The organism is Methanomicrobia archaeon (assembly GCA_016930255.1).
GTDB lineage: Archaea > Halobacteriota > Syntropharchaeia > Alkanophagales > Methanospirareceae > JACGMN01.
The window spans coordinates 1-19,380 of sequence record JAFGHB010000077.1; the positions used below are offsets into that span (position 1 = coordinate 1).

Genomic DNA, 19,380 nt, shown 5'->3' on the forward strand with positions numbered 1-19,380 from the left:
CGTTTATCTCCACGTTCACATTCTTCAGAACCGCTTTGCCATCAAACACCTTAGACACGTCGATTAGTTTTATGAATGGCTCATTTTTCTTACCCATTTTCATACCCCCTCATCATTCGTATACTATTATCCCTTTTAGAAGCACCACATAATCTTAGCTTCTAATACAATATAAAAAGGGGCGTTTTGTAATTACCTGTGAGCTTCTCTTCCTTTGCTTTTAAAACGCCCTAAAGCTGCCTTTTCTTCTTTAATATGAGTATATCAGGCCTTGGCGGCGCTTTAGAGCCCGCAAACTCTTTTTTGCAGCGCTCGCATAATTCACGCGTCGTGAATACCACCACCTCTTCACTGCCCGGTAACTTCCGCGCATAAATGATCTCGGGCTTGACGCCTACTGACACGCTTATCTCCTCCAACAGCGCATTTATCTTCTCCATAAATACCTCGACTGCATCGACCTGCAAACCCCGTAAATCCGCCGCAAACCCAATACAGCCGCACGCCATTCCGAACACCTTCGCCTCCGGCACGAAAACGTTGCCCACCAGTTTCCTCAGCTCGCCTTCAAGCCTTTTCCTACCTTCTACTATCTCTTCTTTCACTTTAGTACCCTCAACACTTTCCCTGTTAGTTCATCACAATATCTGCATTCATCACATATCTTTTTGCATGTTTTCCACTGCTTTATGCTCCCGTTCAGGAGCTCGTTATCCACATGGAACGTGTATCTGAGTTCGGATGGACAATCAATGAGGTCAAGCAGGTTCCCCGTGAACGACCGCCGGGCATAAGCTTCCATGCAATGTATGATCCAATTCACAGCGTTCGCCCGCCCGGTGATCTTGAAGTTGTCAATGCCAAGCGCTTCGTACTCCTTCAGGTCCTCCGGTCTTATCCACGGCGACCGTATAATCTGCGCGGGATCCCGCACCCTGATGGAGATGCACTTGTCGAAATAGTAGTCGCTGAAGATGTTCGTGGATTGCGATTTCATAAGCGCCGAGCGATTGGCCGTGATATGCGAGAAGAGATTGAAATGCGCGTGCCGAAAGGGGCATTTGTAAAGACAGCCTTCATTCACTAGTATCTTGAGGTCGCAGCGAACCGCCTTCGTGATCGCTTCCAGGATCGGGAAGTTCCGGTTGATGTTCGTGTCCAGTGCGATGGTATCGGCACCAAGCGCTTCGAAGAATTCCGCTCGCTGCGGCGAATCCACATGCGCGATGCAGGAAACGACCGTCTCCATCGGGAGATCTCGTAACAGCTCGACGAAATACGGCTCTGCGACCGTGACGCCGTCAACTCCTGCCCTGTTCAGCTCCTCGAAGTAGCTCGTAAACAGCCTATAGCCCTCAAGCGTCAGGTGGTAGCCGCCCAAACAGGATGGATTAACCACGATATTCATCTTCACATCGTGCTGATGCGCGTAGTCCGTCTGTTCCTTTATATCCGCAATACGCGCGGAATGCAACGTTGCTCGGCCGCTGCCCATTACTTCCGGCGAGCCCGCCATATAAACCTCCTTTACCTCGTCCAGACCCTTCGTTTCCTTCGCTTCTAGTATCTCCTGCAACGCGGCGAAATGCCCCGGATGCGGAACGATGAATCTCATTTTATATACGTCACCGCCTCCTTCGTGAGTCGATCGCAATAGCCACATTCGTTACAAACCTTCTTACAATGCGCCCATTGCTCTATGCAGCCCTCAAACTTCTCATTGGATATATAGCACAGATCCCGGAGCATCTGCGGGCAATCCAGGATATCGAGCACGTTACCCTCAAACGACCGCTGGGCGTAGTACCGCATACAATCTATTATCCAGTTCACCAATTTCGTCCGCCCGGAGAGTTTGAAGTCCGTTATGCCTATTGCCTCGTAGGCTTTGAGATCCTCAGGCCTGATCCAGCCCGACTTTATTATCTGCGTGGGGTCTCGGAGCCGAATGGATATGCACCTATCAAAGTAGTAGTCAGGCGCGAAGAGCGGCGTGCGTGGCTGATTCAAACTGCTGAGATGCGAGGAGAGATTGTAATGCGAATACCGGAACGGGCAGCGATACATACAGCCCTCGTTCACTATCAGCCGCACACCACAGTCAACCGTCTTTACTATCCCCTCCAGGAGATCAAAATGTCGGTTGATGTTCGTGTCCACCGTGATCATATCAGCGCCGAGCTCGTCGAAGAATTTTGCTCGCTGTGGCGATTCCACGTAGGATAAGACGGACACGACGGTCTGCATCGGGAATTCACGCAGTAGCTCTACGAGGTACGGCTCGGCCACCGTAACAGCATCAACGCCTGCCTTGTTCAGCTCTCCAAAATACCACGAGAACATCTTATAGCCCTCGAACGTGAGATGATGCCCGCCCGTGCATGTGGAATTCATCGTGATATTCATCTTTATGTCGTGCTGATGCGCGTATTCGGTCTGCTCCCGGATCTCGTCGAGCAGCGGCGCATGCAGCACACCCCGGCCACTCCCCATCACGTCCGGCGAGCCACCCATGAACACCTCGTCCACTTCATCAAAGCCCCCGGCCTCTTTGGCCTCAATGAGCTCCTTCAACGCTTGGAAATGTCCTGGATGAGGAATGATTAATCGCGCCATGTACTTTATCTTCCTATAACTATAACGCACAGTCATTAAAAAATCCGGTGGTTTTTCTGTAGGTTCGTAGCCCCGAAAAACTAAACGTCACTACACGAAAAAAAGAAAAAAAGGGAAAAAGTGGGGATAAAAAATACTCCCCAACTAACTACTTGTTTAGGCCGTCATCTGTAGGATGGGATGCGGTTCTACTGCCTCGATATCGTGTTCTGCTTTAGCCGCCTCTGAAATGATCATATCCGTCATGCCAACCAGCGGGAACGCCTTCGTTGCATTCTCGATTGGTCCATAAAGCACGAAATCATGACCTGCAACGATGGGCAGGACGTTTGAGGCGATATCGCAGATCTTGAACACGTCTTGGCCAAGTCCTTCCCAGCCACTCGGTCCTTTGGTTGCATGCGCCTTTCGGAACTCCTTCAGCCAGGTCCACGCAGACGGTGCATTGTGGATACCTAACCCTACGGGGAGACCGAATTTCGATTTGACGGCAAAGCCTGCTGCAACGGACATTCCGGCTCCTGCGCCAATGGGCAGCGTTGCGGCATCAACCAGTGGTTTCGTTATGCCCAGATCCCGCGCCAGAGAGACCAAGCCTTTCTCAAAAGTGCCAGGATTCTCCAGCAGATCGATCTTCCCTGCGACTGAGGAATCTTTCGGATTGAACGCCAGCACAATCGATGCTTCTATGCTGGAATTCTTGATCGCTGCTAACTCCTCTTCCGTGCACGAAATGTTTATTGAGTTGTAGATCGCTTTTCCTGTCAGCCCCACTTCATCCGCGTACTTGAGCCCTGCCGTTTTCGTCTCAGCCACCGTCGAGTCGATCAGGAAAGGAACATCGCTTACTTCTGTACAGAATGCGATCTCTTTCTCCATTGCCTCGGGCGATTCCGAGAATATCTGCATCACGCAGGGATTGCCGGTCAACTCCGAGAATTCCTCCTGCTTCTTTAAAACGTCTTCCGCGGCTTTCTTGTCGAAGATACCCTTATCCGCGTCTTCAACCAGATAATGCTTCGCGTAGAATATCGTGCCACAGAGAACAGTTGCTTGCTGTCCTGGCTGGCCGCCTATCTTCATTCCCGCTATATCAAATACTTTCTGTTCCTTATCAAACAAAAACATCTTTTCTATCCTCCTTTTTTGTGTGCTATATCATGAAGAACACATATGCCACTATTCCGAAGAGTGCGCCGTATAACAGGCCTATTAAAAAGCCCATCTTCTCGCCTTGCCGCTGCCACAGTTCTCCTGCAACAAATTCCACTCGATTATCCATGTCATTAACCCGCTCGATCAATTTCGCATACTCCTCTGGTGACGAGGCGGCAACGGGAATCGCTAACCCCTTCATTTCCTCCTCGAGCTTCTCCAGAACTTCAGCTTCTACTTCCTTCTCTATTTCCTCTTCCAGCTCTTTCTCGTGTTCTACCTCTTCTCCCATTTTTTGTTTCTCCTTTTTCTCCTATATCAACAGTTTTAGCCCGAGGGAAAGGAAACTCAGGAAAAGCCCGATTGCCATCCCTTTCACAAATCCTACCCAGAGTCCCGCTGCGAACCGGTTATCACGACCGATCATCGTGATAAAGTGTCTGAGATCTTCTATTCGTGCAATTAACACCGCCGATTCCGGTGTGTTTTGAACAACTTTCGGTGGCGCCATTTAGATCACCCCCAAAATGAGTGGTAGTAAGAAGATAAACGTACTTGCCAGTCCTGCTATGAGTCCGAAAAGAGCGTTCTTCGATAGCCCTGAGGTTAACTTTTGGTCTCTCGCAATTAACTGTGTCTTGTAGGTTATTTGGCTCGTGGCACGATTTATTACACCCATAGATGGCATTGCAGGCCGGCCTAATGGCCTCTCTACCACGCCCCCCGCCGCTTCTTCCTCGCCGCCCAGCTTCACGATCATCGCGTCTTCTGGATACGCGCCCGGATCTTTCCCTTGAAGCTCTTTGACTTTCGCATTGATCTGGCCATAGTCCTCGACACCCATCATGTCAATGACTTCCACGATCTGGTCTCGCCATCGCGCAACCGCGGCATCGGGTAAATTCTCGATGAAGGGTATTGCTCCTTTGGTTCCTATTACCTTGTGCGTCACCGGATCGATTCCATTCTTGTGCAGTGCCATCATCGTTTCACCACTCAAATGCCCGGGAACCTCCGCACCGGCCATGATCATGAAGCGTATGTTGGGGTTCGAGATGACGTTTGCCATGATCTTCTCTGCTCCGATGTTCTCCGTTTTATCAGGCCCCTGTATGGCGACACCCTTTAAGTGCTCGATGTGGAAATACGACCCATTCGAGGATATTGCCACGCAGCTATTCGGATCGCCAACCTCGTAGTCGCCGGTGATAAACGGCCAGCCCTCAGGAGCTTCTTTCTTCTCTGCCATCTTCACGCACCTCCTAGTGCTAGGAATATCACCGCTACTGCGAGGAGAGCCATGGTCACGCCGACCATGAAGAACGTCGTAAACCCTGCTTTACTCAGCATTCCCTCTCTGTTCGGTTGTGCCATGTTGAAACTGCTTGTTGGATCAAGGGTTTTGAACAGGTCATCCACTGCAGACTCAAGAACCTCTATTTGCTCCTCGATTGGCGAGAGCCCCACTTTATAAAAGCCAGCTCGTGCCTCGCCTACCTTAAGCGTCTCTGGATCCAAAACAATCCCATACTTCTCATTGATTGTTATCATCTTTTTTATCCACCTATCCTAATGTCTTGATCAATCCTGTTCCCACTGTCTCCCAACACTCGTCCATGCATGCCTTGATGAATTTCCTGAAGAACACGAACCATACGATCGCGCCAAAGACTATCAACGATAGCCCGTCCCAGGCGCCCCAGGGAGAAGTGCCGAGTACGAGCATTGCAAAGCCCAGTATGATGCATAACAAGCCTGAAATCTCTATTGACACCATCCTCGTTCTCTCTCTTCGTTCATCGGGTCCGAGACATGCGTTGTACGGATGGAACATCGCCATGGCCGTGAAGATGAACATAAAGGCTATGACTCCGGTTTCCATTACCATGTCTACCACTGATTGAAACGCAAGCGTGCCCGTCACGATAGAGAATTGGAGTAACATCGCTAGTGTCCCTGCCATGCCTAATTCCATCATCGCTCGCTCTAACCGTGGAATCTTCATCGCTATGTACTTCTCATTGTTCGAAAAGTAGCCGGATACAAGGCCAAGAACGGCCATAAAGAGGGCTCCCACTAACACTGCGGGATAGATACCGAGTGCAGGCATAGCACCGTATTCTACGACTGCTAGTCCCATCAACGCTCCGATGACACCATAGCCGGTACCTAACACGCCTATGGAGGGAACACCCGTACCTAATCCGTACTTAGACGTCTTCCGGACTGAATCCATCCCCCAGAGTAAGGCTAAAAGCAACCCCACTCCTTTTATCACTGCTGGCAAGCCCGTGAATATCGTTATGATCGCTGCTGGTATGCCTGCGATAAGTGCCATCTCCGTCTCATCATACGGGAATTTAAACGACAAGCCCTTCTTCGGCGCTTCTGCTTCTCCTTCCTCTTCTTCTACTGCTGGTGTTACTGTCATTTATATCACTCCTAATCCCAGTGCTGCGAGCACAACCACTATTCCGGCAAGCAGGGAGATAGCAAACGATGCGATCATCGATTTTGGCAGTCGCTTGAACTTCGGGTCATGGAATCCCTCGATGGTACCGCGTATGTTATATGCTGCGAGAATGGCGTTGGCGACGAAGATTGAGAATGACGCAACCGCTGCCGTGCCTGCGGTGAAGTGCGCGTAGTTCAGTAGCGCAAAGTACATGAGTGCACCGCCGAAACCTCCGACGAATCCCCCAATAGTACCAGAGACAAAGACCACATTGGGCACACCATGTCCGTCAGTCTGCGGTGTCTTGTACTCTGCCTGTGGCTCCTTGGTTATCGGATCCACGTCCACTCTGCCCGATATCGGGAGAACCCCACAGCCAAAGGCATACAGGATATTCGCCATGAACATGACCACATCGAGCATGATCGTCGCGCCAATTGCACCGGACAGCGCTACGAGAAGAATATTGTTGGTAAACGTAGCCACGGTCGCCGCTGTGAATAATCCGGTCAGTACCGCTCCGAGCATAATCTGGACAGTCCCTGTTGCGATTCCTGTTGCCGTTCCCATTGCCGCTGGTGCGCCGCCCACTGGTAAGAGGTGCGCGCCTAAACTTGCAAGTAACCCGCCTATCACTACATATCCTATGATCAAAATCATTACTGGGTCCATTTTATCACACTCCTACAAACGGTCCACATTTCTTCCTCACCCATTTCACGAACACCAAGTTTCCCACTACGAACGCTGCTACTATAAGGAGCCCCATGACGATGCCCCCTATCGCTGCCGCATCACCACTCGCCGTAAAGACGGGTAAGTCTGGCAAAAATCCGCCAAGCAGCATCCCAACCAGAGTTCTCCAGTTCTCGAACAGAATGATCAGTCCGAACGTCATTCCCGTACATGGTCCGCCGAATTTCGCGCAGAACCCTGCAATGTCCTTCTGTGTCCGTATACCGCAGTCTGCGTATCTCGTGATCTTCCCGTGGTAAACGACCCGCTTCCCTTCGCCAAATGGTCTGTCCTGAAACTCTCGCTCCGTTCCATAATGCACATCACCAGTTGAGGATCCGATTGAACCCACGGTAATCCCCCAGATAAACCCTAACAGAGGGAGGGCGAACGGATGGTTCAATTGTGGATTCCCTGACAGAGTCCCAATGTTGCTCTGAATGTAGGCGATGCTGGTAATACAGAACGTCGTCATAAAGCCGTGCGTTGCAATCGGTAGGAGATGCCCGTATAACACATCGAGATAGATCGGCTGTTCGAATCGTTTCTGTGCCGAAACCCTGCCGCAATGCGCAGTCGTCGAAAAGATCATGTGAATCAGTGCGGCCACACCGACACCTACTGGTATCGCCACTACTGCTGCTTTCCATGTTGCGCCAGGAACGAGAGGTTCAAGCCTGACCAAAAGCATCCATACTACCGTCCCTGCGACCACACAATACATCGCATTGGATAACGGCTCACCAGATATTGCTTTGTTAAAGAACCGGTTTACCTGTCCCACTTGCGCCGCTAGTTGCACTTGCGAGTTCGGATTGCTCTGAGATCCTATATCTGACTCTATGTCCTCGAACGTACATGCTATGAACGCTAAGAACGCTATCACTAACATCCATGCAAAAAGCAATACTACTTGTAGCATGAACGTGATGTAGATGGGGGCACCATATAAAGCTTTCTATTTTTCGCTCCAGTCAGAAAGTATTATGGTAAGGAAGGGCGTACTAAAGTAGCTTCCGATTCGAGTTTGATATATAACCTAACTAGGTAACACAACACCGTGTTGCAGGTGTGGATGCACACCCCGGGTCATTACGGTATCATAGATAGAAGGCTCCATCTGACTATCACAAACAAACAAGCCCCTGCGAGGTTGTTCTCTGTCTGGCCACCACACGAACAAAAACCAAAAGATTTATTATAGTAAAATGACGCTTTTCATACTTGAAGCAGGTAGGTACGCGAACGTAGGGGAACGAGCGATAATGGGCTTTTTTTCACGGAGGCATAAGCCAAAATTACTGGAAACTGAACAGATCAGTTATTCGGACTTGTATTTTCAATTACACCTCTCGCGCGGCGATCTCTCGATAAAACCGCTTTTTATTGTGGCCAGCGTTGAACTCGGAAACAGCACGACGAAGGCCATCTTGACCGCGACGGATCTGAAAAGTGGACGGACGTATATCCTTAACAAGGCGGTACGGATGACCAGAGACGCTCTTTCTCCCCAAGCGGCTTTCTGCCACACGATAAGTAAGGTTGAGCTCTCCGAGGCTTCTATTGCGAACCTGGTGAAAGAGACGTTGCTGGAATGCGCACGGTCTGCAGGGATAACCGTGCCCGATTTGCATTTCGTCGTACGTTCTACCGGCGTTACTGCGTGTTTCTCCAAGATCGCCGAGGTAGAGGGCGTAATAAAAGCCCTGGCACAAGGCTGCATACTCGCTGGTGTGCCGCCCCGTAAGATGATCTCACCGATGGGTTTAGAGAACATTCCATCGGAGTTACGGCCTTTTTCACGGATGGAAAAAACGTACTTCGACGGCGCGGTGACCGGAAACATCCCACCAGGGGGAGAGTCCGTGGTGGGAAATGAGATGGAGGGCGAGCTGGTGATGGCAGGGCTTAAAGAAGCGGCGAAATGGTTGGATGTTGATTATCGTAACCCCGTTATATCTTTGGACTTCGGCACAACACTCGCAGGCAGAATAACCGATGACGAGTTGCCGTACGCGCGCGTTATCGGGAGTTACTGTGGTTTGGCCGGCGCTATCCCCGACGCCGTGATATCAAAGGTGGTGAATGTTGCGTATCCTTCGGTACTCGATTTGACCAAAACCGGCATACAGGGGATGCGCGTGAAAAAGGAGACTGTGATAGGTTACGTCGAGGAGATCTTGAAGCAGGTGTGGATAGGTACGGTGCCGCGTGGGCGCACGCGCGTAGGAGGCGTGCCGGTCAATGTCGATGCCGCAGAACGGAACAAGGTGGTTTTAATTGGCGTAGACGCCGGCGAAAACCTCTCAAATCTGCCTCAAATCGCTGATATCGGTGAGGCACTGATGAAAGAGGAAGGTAAAGCGTATCTCATACCGGTAATAGACGAGGTGTCCGCCAGTATACAGGAACGCCTGGTGCGTATAGCGAAGGAAGAAGGGCTGCTTTTGGATAACACGAAGATCGGCGTGACCGGTCGAGCGGCGATAACCGGGAAGAAGCCCGAGATCGTGTTGGAGAAATTGAGCGGCCTTTTTGGACGAAATATGGATAAAGAGGTTATCTTTGCCGATGATGCACTGGCAAGAGGCGCCGCAGTCCTTGGTAAGTGCATGCATCAGTTTGGGACGGCAGGAAATCCTATAGGCGGCGTTCAAGGTCGTGGCTGTTTGTACGGTCAGCGGATTAAACTGCAGAAAAAATAACAATCATAATATAATTTGTCTGTTAGATTGTATTATTGTAGAGAAGGGAATAACCGATATAGATAGGGGCGCTGATATGGAGGTAAAGGTAGAAGGGGGGGATGATTTTGCAAACACAACCTTCGCGAAGATCAGTCAGGCGACATTCCGTGATTTGGGCGTGCGAGCCAGTATAGATAATATCTATATCTACATCGACCCGACGGCACACTTCTTTGTCATCTCGGTTAAGATAGGACGGGTGGCCAGTCCCGTTACGGTACGTGATATGACACAGCGAGAACCTGACCGGTTAAAGATAACGGATGAGCGCTATGCTCCGAATTTGCTATCCGTATTGTGGGATACCTATGGCGCGCGAATAAAGCAAGTGAGTAGATTAGAGATAGAGTTTGAGTTGGATGAGAAGGAACGAGTGGCAATGATGGATTTGCTCGTCTATGATCCGAAAGATGATTTGATAACGCGGATATTAGATGGGATAGACCGGATATTACCCGAGGGTGCACGGGTGCGGTGTCCCATTCCGTTACCTGATAGAGTTACTCTTCTCGCCTCCGAGGATCCTATAGGGCCTGAGTGGGAGGCGAAAGCGGAAGAGATAGTACGTAAAGGGAGTACCGATTGATCTATGTATGAAATAATGATGTTTGAAGGAGGCGTGTACAAGTTCAACGAGCTGAAAGAGCTGGTGGAGGATATCGGTGGGTTTATACTGCAAGAATCGGTAATGCAGACCGAGACAATGCTTCATTTAGCTTTCCCTGAGGAGGAAGAGCGAATAATCAGGGATAAGATAAAAGACCTTGGAGGAAAGTTTCGAAAACTCCCTCTCGGTGGGTCTGAAATAATTATCGTCGCTCCTTCTCTGGGCAAACACCACGCGGTGGATCCTATTTGTGATATCTCGGAATACCTGCGACGAAAAGGAGCGATAACCAACATGATGGGCTTGGCGCGCGGTGTGGGTAAGAGGATAGCACAGATGACCGTCGAGGAGAGAGAGGTTCTAGAGGAGTTCGATGCTGCAGTCTTTGTTTTTGGTAATATAAAGGAGTGTATAGAGGAGAAGTCGGGATTGTGCGAGTCGCTTGATGTGCCTCACATTATAGTTGGAGGACCTCAGGGTCTTGCGCTAGAGCATTACGTAGCGGGGGTAGGAAGAAGGACTGATAGAATGCGACGAACACATGAAATTGATACGTTAGAACGAGTGGCTGCCGAGGTGGAGGAGGTTATAGAAGAGAGAAGGCTAGAGATTGAGGAAGACCCGTTAGCCGCATCGCCATTGTTTATAAAAGAGATGATCGAGATGGTTATACCGCAAAAGGCCGGGGAGGAGTTCTCACTTATTATTCAGATTGATGGTCTGCGTTTGAATATCGAAGAGGAGGATGTACCGATGATTAAGGACGTTTCGGTAGGTAAGAAGAAGCTCTCTGAGATTTGCGAGTTGGAGAAATCACGGTATAAGGGCTATCTACTAAAGATAAAGACCGAAGCAGAAGTGGGGAGTATTTATTGAAGATCAGAGACCCCCCTCCGTTTCCACTGGAGGCGATATTCTTGTATCCTCAGGGAATTGTCGCCATGAACTTGTCCATATCGGTGTACACTATGTTCCCTACAATAATAACATCAGCATAGCGCTTCATTTCGGATGCCGTTGCCTGTGAGTCAATCCCACCACCGTAAAATAACGACGCATCGCTGAGCGAGTCGCTGAGAGCCTGTACTAAGTGCGGGTCGCCGTAGGCCCCGCTGTATTCCAAATAGATTATGGGCAGCCCGAGATATCGCTCTGCATAGCGTGCGTACGCTATAACTTCATCCACAATGAGGTCTGTCTTTGATTTCGTTAATTTGGCTACAGCTGATTCGGGATTCATCACGATGTACGCTTCCGGGATAACTTTTTCCCAGTTTATCGAATGTTTCAGGATCCAATCTTTATGTTTGCCCACAATCCAGCTCAAATCGCCCGTATTGAGAACCAACGGCACGAAGATGTAATCCACATCGTCATCGATAACGGCATCCGGGGTTACGGGCTCCAAAATCTTCGGAATATCGTAATCCTCCAGATGTGTTATGAGCCTCGAGACATTTTTATCGGTGATGTTCTGCGTGCCTGATACCATGAGAGCATCCGTGCCGCTTTCCACGATGGTCTCTAAATCTTTAGGTGATATGTATTTGTCGGGATCCAGCTTCGTTATATGCTGCCAGTTCTTCCACGGTCGCGCTTTTTCATTCATCGTATTGGGCGTCGTCTGATCTGTTTATCTTACTCTTTAGCGCGAACCGTTTATAAAATTTGAGCGGATAACTTATAGTTGTGCGTAGTTTTTCTATCAGCGCTAAAGGTTTCTAAGGTGTTTTACCGCTAAAAGCGTCGCTACAAAAAGGATAAGGACAATCTAAAAACGAGTCCTATAACGTAACCTAAAAAGACGTTACCTCATCTTGTACAATAACTCGTTTATTTTAGCGCCGTGGTACCCCAGCTCTCCGCCTTCCTTAACGCTTCGTTTTATGCCTTTATGTCCCTTTCTCGGTGGGTGAAGCCTGAACACCGGTTTGATTTTGTACGCCATCAAATCCTTCATCTTTACCTTCCCGTCAAGTAGCGCCGTAACGATATCTTTTGTGGTTTTAAAGGAAGTGTGTTCTTTCAGGTACTCGTCCGTCAGTCTCTTACCTCCTTCCAACCGTCCTCGATCAGTGAATAAAGCCTCAAGCGTTTCCTCTGATATTTCACCCCATGCTACGTAATCCTTTACTTTCTGTATCATACCCCTGTTATAATCGTTTTCCTCAGCAATGACGCAATGATTAACACGGTGTAATCGAAGCAGCCCTAAGGTATAGTTTATATCTGGCCTAACGTCAACACTTCCTCTAAGCCTTATGATCGCGTACATCGTCTCTTATCTCTCCACCGTTTTCACTAATGAGGTGCTTCTCAAAGCGTCGAACGTTGCGTAAGCCTGGTTGAACGTCGTCCTCGTTTGTCCTTTTGAAAATGCCCACACATCCTGCACACCGGAGAACTCCAAAACACGTTTAGGGATATCTCCAGCAGCGAGGCCAATACCCTTAGGTGCGGGCTTTAACGTCATCTTCACACTTCCCGCTTTCCCTACGACCTTAAAAGGAATCGAATGGTTCTCACCGCAGTTGCATTCCCACGATCCACAGCCGCGCTTGATATTGATAATATGTAATTTCGCATCTCGTACCGCCTTCTCGATACCGCTGCGAACCAACGCATCCTTACCGAGACCTATGCCGAGATACCCGTCTTTGTTCCCTACAATAACGCAAACTCTGAATTTCACCCGTCTCCCTGAATCAGTCATTCGCTGAACAAGGTTAATATCCAGAACCTCCTCGCTCAGTTCAGGAAGCAGAGTATCAACAACTTGATACTCTTTTAAGGGATACCTAGAGTGAATCGCCTCTTCAAGCGTTTTTATCTCTCCACTTTGCACGAGTTGCCCCAATCTTGTTACAGGCTTCCACTCCCCTAAGATCCTTTCCTTCTCCCGCCCTTTGTCTCTATCCTTCATTCCGTAGTAGACTCCTTCTCAATACCCTTCATCTCATCATGTAATATCTTCTCTTTTACCGCTTGATTCATAGCAACGGCATCAGGCTTCTGTAAGTAAGATGCAATAAGACTCCCAGATATGCGCTCCTCGTTCGGGAAGACACCCGGATCGTGAGGGATAGCCAATCCCCCATCAAGCGCGCCTTTTAACGCAGCATAAACGTTAGAGCCGTGGACAGGAGTAACCAAACCTATATCAAGGATGCCTTCAGCGAACCCTGCGTCTAACGCTCGCTTACCAAATAACAGGCCAGTAAGATACGCAGCAGGACTGCTACCTTTGCCGCCCACGAAGCCATATTTCTGAAGTTCTGACGAGCTTGCGGAGACGAGAGTCTTATCTCCGACGTTATCAGCACCTATCAACTGCATCCGAATGTACTTATTACTTTTTCGTACGACCACGCGATTTTTCCGGCTGAATAACAGCTTCAACCTTCTGCGATAGTCAGTCTTACCCTCGCGTCTCCTTCTAAACGGGACGCGATATGTCGGGCCTCTTGCTCTTCCCATTTACTGTGCGGCCTCCTTTGATAGCAGATCATTAGCAGTTATATAGTCATTCAGATGAGCGACGTTTCTGAATTCGCCACCGTTTGCTTTGTTATATAACCTTCGATAGGTAGTTTTATCCATAAAGTCCCCATCACGAAGCTCTTTTAATCTCCTTCGTAACGCACGAATCTTCGTAATCCACTGCTTTTTCCTGCTATCTCTTGCACCTTTAGCGCCCTTTCTGGATCCGTGTCCCTTTCTGCGACCGAGCGCCTTTTGCGTGGCACGGACGCGCGCACGAGCTCTGCTCACGCCTTTTTTCTGCTTTAGCGTGATAGCGCCTTCCTCAATCAAACCTCGGATGTCTTCTCGTGTGATGGCTTCCGCAACATCCTCCGAAGCTTCCGGATCTATCCAAACGCGTCCTTCGCCCACTTTCAATACCTGCGCTGCAATCCTTTTCTGTTTTGCTAGATTTACCATTGCTCCTTATCCTTACTCCTTCCTTCTATGTTTCTATTCTATATATTATTTTACCGTCGGTACTAATAAGGTATCAGCGCCCTTTCTTACTATACCTATCTTACCTATATCTTCTTTTAATGATCCAAGAGCCTCCTCTACGGAAGGAAACGGTTCAATGCCCCAGGCAGATAGAAGCTGAGGATCGAGATCAGAGACGATAGACAAGCGAACACGAGTCATTACTTTTCTCATGTAGTACGCTTTATGACCGCCGAGCACAAAGTTGGTTCTGACAGCCTCAGCAGCTTGTTCATAGCTTGCATGTTCGTGCATCCAGTCTTCGAAATATGGATCTCCCATGCCTTCTTTGCATTCAGCGACTAAAATTAGATCCCCGCCAGGCGCTACTGCGCGGTAGCAGTTCTCGATCGCTTTGGAAGCTTGATAGAGGTTTCGGTCTTTTGGGAACCCGCCAGCACTTACGACTAAAACGTCAAAAACCTCATGAATATCACGGCAGAACAAGTCTTTAGCTACTTCAACACCCCTCTGAAAAACCGCAGTCATCTCTCCTGCGTATGCATCGACAATAGCGCCCTCACCCGTAGCGATAATGTTCAGGACGAAATCAGGTGGACAAAAGGATGCAGCTTCAGTCATATCCAAATGCACTGGGTTGTGTTCGAGGTTCGCCGTCCGTGCATGCTCATTGATCAAGAGCGCATGGTTCTTTTGTATGGTCGCACGCGACGATACCCCCGGCAAAATGCTTTTTCGGCCGCCGCCAAACCCGGCATAGTAATGTAAGGTTATATCACCTGTCAGGATCTTCACATCTGCGTCCTCGTAGTTCTTGTTCACCTTCACAGGAGTGCCTCGAGTTGTCGTGCCCACGTAAATAAGATCTGACGCATCACAGTCGTGTATTTCAATGCGATAGTGACCAACATAGTTACCCAAGATCTTTTTTAAATCCGCTTCTGTTGGCGGCTCATGCGTACCACAGGCAACAAGTAGTGAGATCTGTTTGTTATACTCTTCGCCGATCTCTTCCTTTACGGCATCCAGCATTTGCACCGTCGGGGTAGCGCGCGTGTGGTCGTCAACGACAATAACGATCTTCGCGTCCTTTTTCGCAGCCACAATCTCACGGAGCCGTTTTGTGCCCAGAGGGTTGCTCAAGGCTCGTGTTATCACAGCGCGGGGATTGATACTTTTACCTCGCGGACGCTCTCCTTCTTCAAGATCTAACACTTCCGCATCAACCTTAACCTCAATCTGCGTGTTTCCGTAGGGTATTTGTATAGTAGTCATGGTGTGTGAAGCAGAACCAAGCATCTACTCTGCAGTAGAATTATTGGAACTACACGCAAAAGAGTCTTTGTTGACGGAGGGGTCTAAGGGGGGAAGCTACTATCTCCACAAGAAATACAGGGGTGTCTGGGGTTGGGGCTCACGTTTGTTGTATTGCAACCTACCTGTAGAGAAGCGAGGAAGAGCGTGCTTATACCAAAGGCTTCGGCTGTTTATCTTCCGGGAGCACGGGCAATAGCATAGTGTTCAGCAGCAGAGGGCTCTCAACTTCTTTTGCACGCTCTAGCAGCAGCGCCTTGCCGACGCTCGTGAGCGCGAATATCGGGATGGCCGTGCCCGCCTGAACCAGCGCCTTTTCTGCTGCCACGGCTCGTATGTGCGGCGATGCACACGCGGTCACGAGATCGGCGAGTTCACATAATGCTACAGCATCGTCTCGTGAGATACCGGTAAGATGGACAGCGAAGATTACCGTGTGCTCGCTGAGTGCTCTGCACCGCTGTGCGTTTTCTACGGTGGCCACCGTAACGCCCACCGTTTTATGGCCAAGGTCAAGCGCCTTCTGCACGCCTGCGACCTGATCAATCCTCGGGGGGTCCAAGACCACCCCTCCTTTTGCCTTCAGCTTCGTTATCAGCCCTTCTATAGGTGAAGTCTCCACGACACCGCTCAATCGCGCGCCTATTCCCTGCACGAGTGTAGGATTGGCCGTTATTACCGTGCCTGCGCCTTCGCAAACCGTTACGGTACCGTCAAGCAACCCGCTGCGGAGCCCGGACATAAATGTCTCAGAAGCGCCGAACCCGACGAACGTGTCCATCTCCACGATCCGTTCGGGTGTGCAGAGCCCGAAATCGCGTATCCGGAATTCAATGTTCCCCCGAACCTCTTGCTCGTTCATCTCACGTATGCCGCGCATCTTGTCCCAGAGACGGCAATACCTGACCCTCGGCTCTCCGACTTCAACGACCTTACCGTCTTCCACGACCACTCGCGTCTTCCCCAAACATTCAAAAACGTGACGTTCTTTCTTCATTTTTTGTTACAGTTTACGTTCTCTCTTGCACTGACTTTCTTACTTACAAAATTGCAGGACCTTATTGTAATGGAATCTTTTGAGAAAAGTTAAAGACGTTACAACCAATTAGCTTTACCATTAATGCACCCCTCCGATTCTCATGTTATCCAAACCAACCAGCAAATGAAAGTACAATTGACCAAGGACACGAAGTTCGCGATTGAAACGGCAGCAGAAGAGCCCTACCTATCCATCAACAGGGAAAACGGCATAACCAAGGACGCCTTCCTGGCACTGCTTGCGGAGATTGATGGTTTTATCCCTGAGTTCGAAGCGGCACTGGGGCTGAGCGGTGCAGAAACGTGGATAGGGGAACGCTTGCATGAAGTGGTCCTGGCGGGGCGAACAACGGTCGAGCGGCATCTGACGAAGCAGTACTTCTCGGAGTTTGATATAAGGTCCGATACTGCACATATTTTGGTAGAGAATTACGAGACGGTAAAGACGCGGGTGGGCCTCATAAAAACCGGTTATCGCGCGTACGATTTCGGCGTTCTACGGTTCTTGCTTACCCGGCTGGTTCATGAGGATACGCATTCGCATCTCCATAAAACCGAGTATTCGGCGTTGTTCGCCGAGCTTGCGGACAGAACGAAGGCATTAATAGAGGCGGAAAGGCCTTCGGGGCACGTAAAGATAAGGCAGCTCCCTTTGGAACTCACTGCGCCTATTTATCTCAAGGAGCGGGAAGAGGTGGTCGCACGGAAGCTGCAACGCTTTGCGATCAATGCGTATCTAAAGGCGCATTACGAACGCGATCCGGAGCGGTATGGGCTATTAGGTGTGCCACTGTTCCTGCCGCCGCATCCGACAGTCGTGGTAGAGCTAAAGCGAATAGCCGGGGGTGGCGTGGACTTCAAGAACGGGTTTTTGAGTACGTACCGGAACATACTGCGTGAATATGTGCGTGAACTCGCTACGAGCGAAACGGGTATTTATGAAGAAGCACGGGGTTATCTACACTCAAGAACAGAAGAGCTAAACGCACTGGCGAAGCGATGCTTGGAAGGCGATTATACCGGTTTGAAGACGATAGAGCGGGAGGTTGTCTGGAGACCGGGTCACGGCATGAAGTTCTAGAATCACGGAGGAGCGAAGCGAAATGGATGTCAGAAGTATCCTTTTTGAGCGAGGCATAAGACCTACAAGGAGTTTGGGGCAGTATTTCCTGGTTGATGACGACGTGGCCGCGCGAATGGTAGAATATGCAGGCTTAGAGCTGGGGGAGGTGGTGCTGGAGATCGGCGCGGGTGTAGGGAGCCTTACAGAAAAACTGAATCAACGCGCGAAGAAGGTGTACGCGGTGGAGAAGGATAGTGGACTGTGTGCACTGTTACAGGAGTGCTACGAGCGTGAAAACAGCAATACAGAGGTAATCGAATGCGATATCATGAAGTTCGAGCTGCCAGAATTTGACAAAGTCGTTGCGAGCATACCGTTCCTGTTGTCCTCGCCGATCACGTATAAATTGCTGCTCCGGGAGGCGGGCTTCGGGCTCGCGGTGCTGTTGTATCAGAAAGAGTTTGCGCAGAAACTGGTGGCGACGCCCGGATCGAAGTTATACGGGCGGTTATCGGTGATCTCGCAGGCGCTTGCAGAGGTAGAGATCATGAAGATCGTGCGTCGCGATGCATTTTTTCCCCCGGCACCGGTAAAAGGAGCAATTGTGCGATTGCGAGATAAAGAAACTCAAATAGGAGATAAACAGGCGTTTTTCGAGTTCGTTACTGTTGCGTTTGATCAGAGGCGGAAGAAGATGAGGACAATATTTAAAAAAACGCGGTTAGGGTGTTTAACGCTTGCGGCAATGGATAAGCGACCGGAGGAGTTACGCCCGGAGGAGTTTGTTAAATTGGTGGAGTATTTTTGAGCGGCCTTGGGCGTTTAAACACCCAGCACTAATCGAAGCGTGTTGCGCACGGCAGGTGCGAGCCCGATAACAAGAAGCGCTAGCAGAACGATATTCTTCAGCTCTATCTCCTCGACATCCTCACGGAATTGCGTATCCAGCACGTACAAGATCGGGACGAGTATCCCGAACTTAAGGGGGAACATGCCGGCTGCGGTGCCGGTATACTCGACGATGAGCCCTTCGATTACGTGCTTGCCAGTATATCCGAGCATGTCAATCCCTAGAAACGAGGAAGAGGCGTCGAGTAGATGTGCAGCTAACACCGCAATATTCAGCTTCTCTGTGAGGAACTGGATGCCGAAGTGCGCGGAAATTGCGTATATTGTACCGACAAGCATGCCGGCAATGCCGATAACGGCGAAGAGTACCCAGCCGACCGCTACGTGTACATAGCTCAATAGTACCGCCAGGTTTGCGATACACCACAGCACGCCGAGCAAACCGAAAATAAGCGTGTAATCGTATGTTTTCAATCGCTTCAAGTGGGTTGCGGTCACCGACAGCAAGAGCAGCGCGAGGCAGCAGAAGAACACGACAAAGAAGATGAGAGGTGTAATCAGGAAGTAGCTCAGGGGCGGTGAGAACAACTCGGCGTCTTCCATTACCCGCAGGCTCGCGCCGACCACGATGTACGACGATACCGCGGCGATAAACCGGTGATTTATATCTATCTTGAGCCGCTTCAGTAATCTGAAGGTCAGAAAGAGAAAAAAGACGAGTACGAGCGCCCACGTGAGGGTATTTACCGGATTATAGCCAGTATCATGGGTTATGGGATGGATATAGTAGGTCTCGATAAAGTGTCGCAGTGCTTCGGTCATTATCTGTAAAGGAACA

The 19,380-nt window shown here is 49.8% G+C and carries 24 protein-coding genes; 5 read left to right on the plus strand and 19 right to left on the minus strand.

Annotation, left to right across the window (positions count from 1 at the left end):
• Positions 1-230: 230 nt before the first annotated feature.
• From JW878_10355 to mtrE, 11 genes are all read right to left on the minus strand, one after another.
• On the minus strand, positions 231-605 hold the full coding sequence (locus JW878_10355; GenBank protein ID MBN1763453.1) for a DUF5402 family protein: 375 nt from the start codon (positions 603-605) through the stop codon (positions 231-233).
• Positions 602-1,615 carry a U32 family peptidase gene (locus tag JW878_10360; GenBank protein ID MBN1763454.1) on the minus strand — a complete coding sequence of 338 codons (1,014 nt, stop codon included), beginning with the start codon at positions 1,613-1,615 and terminating at the stop codon, positions 602-604. The genes JW878_10355 and JW878_10360 overlap by 4 nt, the downstream gene beginning before the upstream one ends.
• Positions 1,612-2,616: a U32 family peptidase gene (locus tag JW878_10365; GenBank protein ID MBN1763455.1), complete on the minus strand. Its 1,005-nt coding sequence runs from the start codon at positions 2,614-2,616 to the stop codon at positions 1,612-1,614. Before JW878_10365 ends, JW878_10360 begins: the two co-directional genes overlap by 4 nt.
• 156 nt (positions 2,617-2,772) lie before the next feature.
• Positions 2,773-3,744 carry a tetrahydromethanopterin S-methyltransferase subunit H gene (gene mtrH, locus JW878_10370; protein MBN1763456.1) on the minus strand — a complete coding sequence of 324 codons (972 nt, stop codon included), beginning with the start codon at positions 3,742-3,744 and terminating at the stop codon, positions 2,773-2,775.
• A gap of 25 nt (positions 3,745-3,769) precedes the next feature.
• Complete coding sequence (gene mtrG / locus JW878_10375; GenBank protein ID MBN1763457.1) at positions 3,770-4,063, minus strand: tetrahydromethanopterin S-methyltransferase subunit G; 294 nt, start codon at positions 4,061-4,063, stop codon at positions 3,770-3,772.
• Positions 4,064-4,084: 21 nt separating this feature from the next.
• Entirely contained in the window at positions 4,085-4,282 is a 198-nt protein-coding gene (gene mtrF, locus JW878_10380; protein ID MBN1763458.1) for a tetrahydromethanopterin S-methyltransferase subunit F, read from the minus strand.
• Positions 4,283-5,020, minus strand: coding sequence for a tetrahydromethanopterin S-methyltransferase subunit F (gene mtrF, locus JW878_10385; protein ID MBN1763459.1), 738 nt, complete (start codon positions 5,018-5,020; stop codon positions 4,283-4,285).
• 2 nt (positions 5,021-5,022) lie between these two features.
• Positions 5,023-5,322: a tetrahydromethanopterin S-methyltransferase subunit B gene (gene mtrB, locus JW878_10390; GenBank protein ID MBN1763460.1), complete on the minus strand. Its 300-nt coding sequence runs from the start codon at positions 5,320-5,322 to the stop codon at positions 5,023-5,025.
• Positions 5,323-5,335: 13 nt separating this feature from the next.
• A complete protein-coding gene (mtrC, locus tag JW878_10395) occupies positions 5,336-6,202 on the minus strand; it encodes a tetrahydromethanopterin S-methyltransferase subunit C (protein ID MBN1763461.1) in 867 nt (288 codons plus the stop codon).
• On the minus strand, positions 6,203-6,898 hold the full coding sequence (gene mtrD / locus JW878_10400; GenBank protein ID MBN1763462.1) for a tetrahydromethanopterin S-methyltransferase subunit D: 696 nt from the start codon (positions 6,896-6,898) through the stop codon (positions 6,203-6,205).
• A gap of 4 nt (positions 6,899-6,902) precedes the next feature.
• Positions 6,903-7,883: a tetrahydromethanopterin S-methyltransferase subunit E gene (gene mtrE / locus JW878_10405; protein ID MBN1763463.1), complete on the minus strand. Its 981-nt coding sequence runs from the start codon at positions 7,881-7,883 to the stop codon at positions 6,903-6,905.
• Between the two features lie 343 nt (positions 7,884-8,226).
• Between mtrE and JW878_10410 the strand changes: the two genes are divergently transcribed.
• The 3 genes from JW878_10410 (at position 8,227) to JW878_10420 (ending at position 11,191) form a co-directional block, all read left to right on the plus strand.
• Entirely contained in the window at positions 8,227-9,666 is a 1,440-nt protein-coding gene (locus JW878_10410; protein ID MBN1763464.1) for a methanogenesis marker 14 protein, read from the plus strand.
• A 76-nt stretch (positions 9,667-9,742) separates the two neighbouring features.
• Positions 9,743-10,294, plus strand: coding sequence for a methanogenesis marker 17 protein (locus JW878_10415; GenBank protein MBN1763465.1), 552 nt, complete (start codon positions 9,743-9,745; stop codon positions 10,292-10,294).
• 3 nt (positions 10,295-10,297) lie between these two features.
• Positions 10,298-11,191 carry a methanogenesis marker 7 protein gene (locus JW878_10420; GenBank protein ID MBN1763466.1) on the plus strand — a complete coding sequence of 298 codons (894 nt, stop codon included), beginning with the start codon at positions 10,298-10,300 and terminating at the stop codon, positions 11,189-11,191.
• A 49-nt stretch (positions 11,192-11,240) separates the two neighbouring features.
• Here JW878_10420 and JW878_10425 read toward each other — a convergent pair whose 3' ends face one another.
• The 7 genes from JW878_10425 to JW878_10455 form a co-directional block, all read right to left on the minus strand.
• Positions 11,241-11,924, minus strand: coding sequence for a phosphoglycerol geranylgeranyltransferase (locus tag JW878_10425; GenBank protein ID MBN1763467.1), 684 nt, complete (start codon positions 11,922-11,924; stop codon positions 11,241-11,243).
• Positions 11,925-12,122: 198 nt separating this feature from the next.
• Positions 12,123-12,590, minus strand: coding sequence for a 50S ribosomal protein L30 (locus JW878_10430; protein ID MBN1763468.1), 468 nt, complete (start codon positions 12,588-12,590; stop codon positions 12,123-12,125).
• A 6-nt stretch (positions 12,591-12,596) separates the two neighbouring features.
• Entirely contained in the window at positions 12,597-13,238 is a 642-nt protein-coding gene (locus tag JW878_10435) for a 30S ribosomal protein S5 (protein ID MBN1763469.1), read from the minus strand.
• Positions 13,235-13,792 carry a 50S ribosomal protein L18 gene (locus JW878_10440; GenBank protein MBN1763470.1) on the minus strand — a complete coding sequence of 186 codons (558 nt, stop codon included), beginning with the start codon at positions 13,790-13,792 and terminating at the stop codon, positions 13,235-13,237. The genes JW878_10435 and JW878_10440 overlap by 4 nt, the downstream gene beginning before the upstream one ends.
• Positions 13,793-14,257: a 50S ribosomal protein L19e gene (locus JW878_10445; GenBank protein MBN1763471.1), complete on the minus strand. Its 465-nt coding sequence runs from the start codon at positions 14,255-14,257 to the stop codon at positions 13,793-13,795.
• 45 nt (positions 14,258-14,302) lie between these two features.
• On the minus strand, positions 14,303-15,553 hold the full coding sequence (gene larA / locus JW878_10450) for a nickel-dependent lactate racemase (GenBank protein ID MBN1763472.1): 1,251 nt from the start codon (positions 15,551-15,553) through the stop codon (positions 14,303-14,305).
• 190 nt (positions 15,554-15,743) lie between these two features.
• On the minus strand, positions 15,744-16,589 hold the full coding sequence (locus JW878_10455; protein MBN1763473.1) for a DUF2099 family protein: 846 nt from the start codon (positions 16,587-16,589) through the stop codon (positions 15,744-15,746).
• A 165-nt stretch (positions 16,590-16,754) separates the two neighbouring features.
• Between JW878_10455 and JW878_10460 the strand changes: the two genes are divergently transcribed.
• Both JW878_10460 and rsmA read left to right on the plus strand, forming a co-directional pair.
• Complete coding sequence (locus JW878_10460) at positions 16,755-17,711, plus strand: hypothetical protein (protein MBN1763474.1); 957 nt, start codon at positions 16,755-16,757, stop codon at positions 17,709-17,711.
• A gap of 22 nt (positions 17,712-17,733) precedes the next feature.
• On the plus strand, positions 17,734-18,501 hold the full coding sequence (gene rsmA / locus JW878_10465; protein MBN1763475.1) for a ribosomal RNA small subunit methyltransferase A: 768 nt from the start codon (positions 17,734-17,736) through the stop codon (positions 18,499-18,501).
• A gap of 14 nt (positions 18,502-18,515) precedes the next feature.
• Here rsmA and JW878_10470 read toward each other — a convergent pair whose 3' ends face one another.
• The gene (locus JW878_10470) at positions 18,516-19,364 is read right to left on the minus strand and encodes a DUF63 family protein (GenBank protein MBN1763476.1); all 849 of its coding nucleotides are present in this window, start codon (positions 19,362-19,364) and stop codon (positions 18,516-18,518) included.
• Between the last annotated feature and the right edge of the window lie 16 nt (positions 19,365-19,380).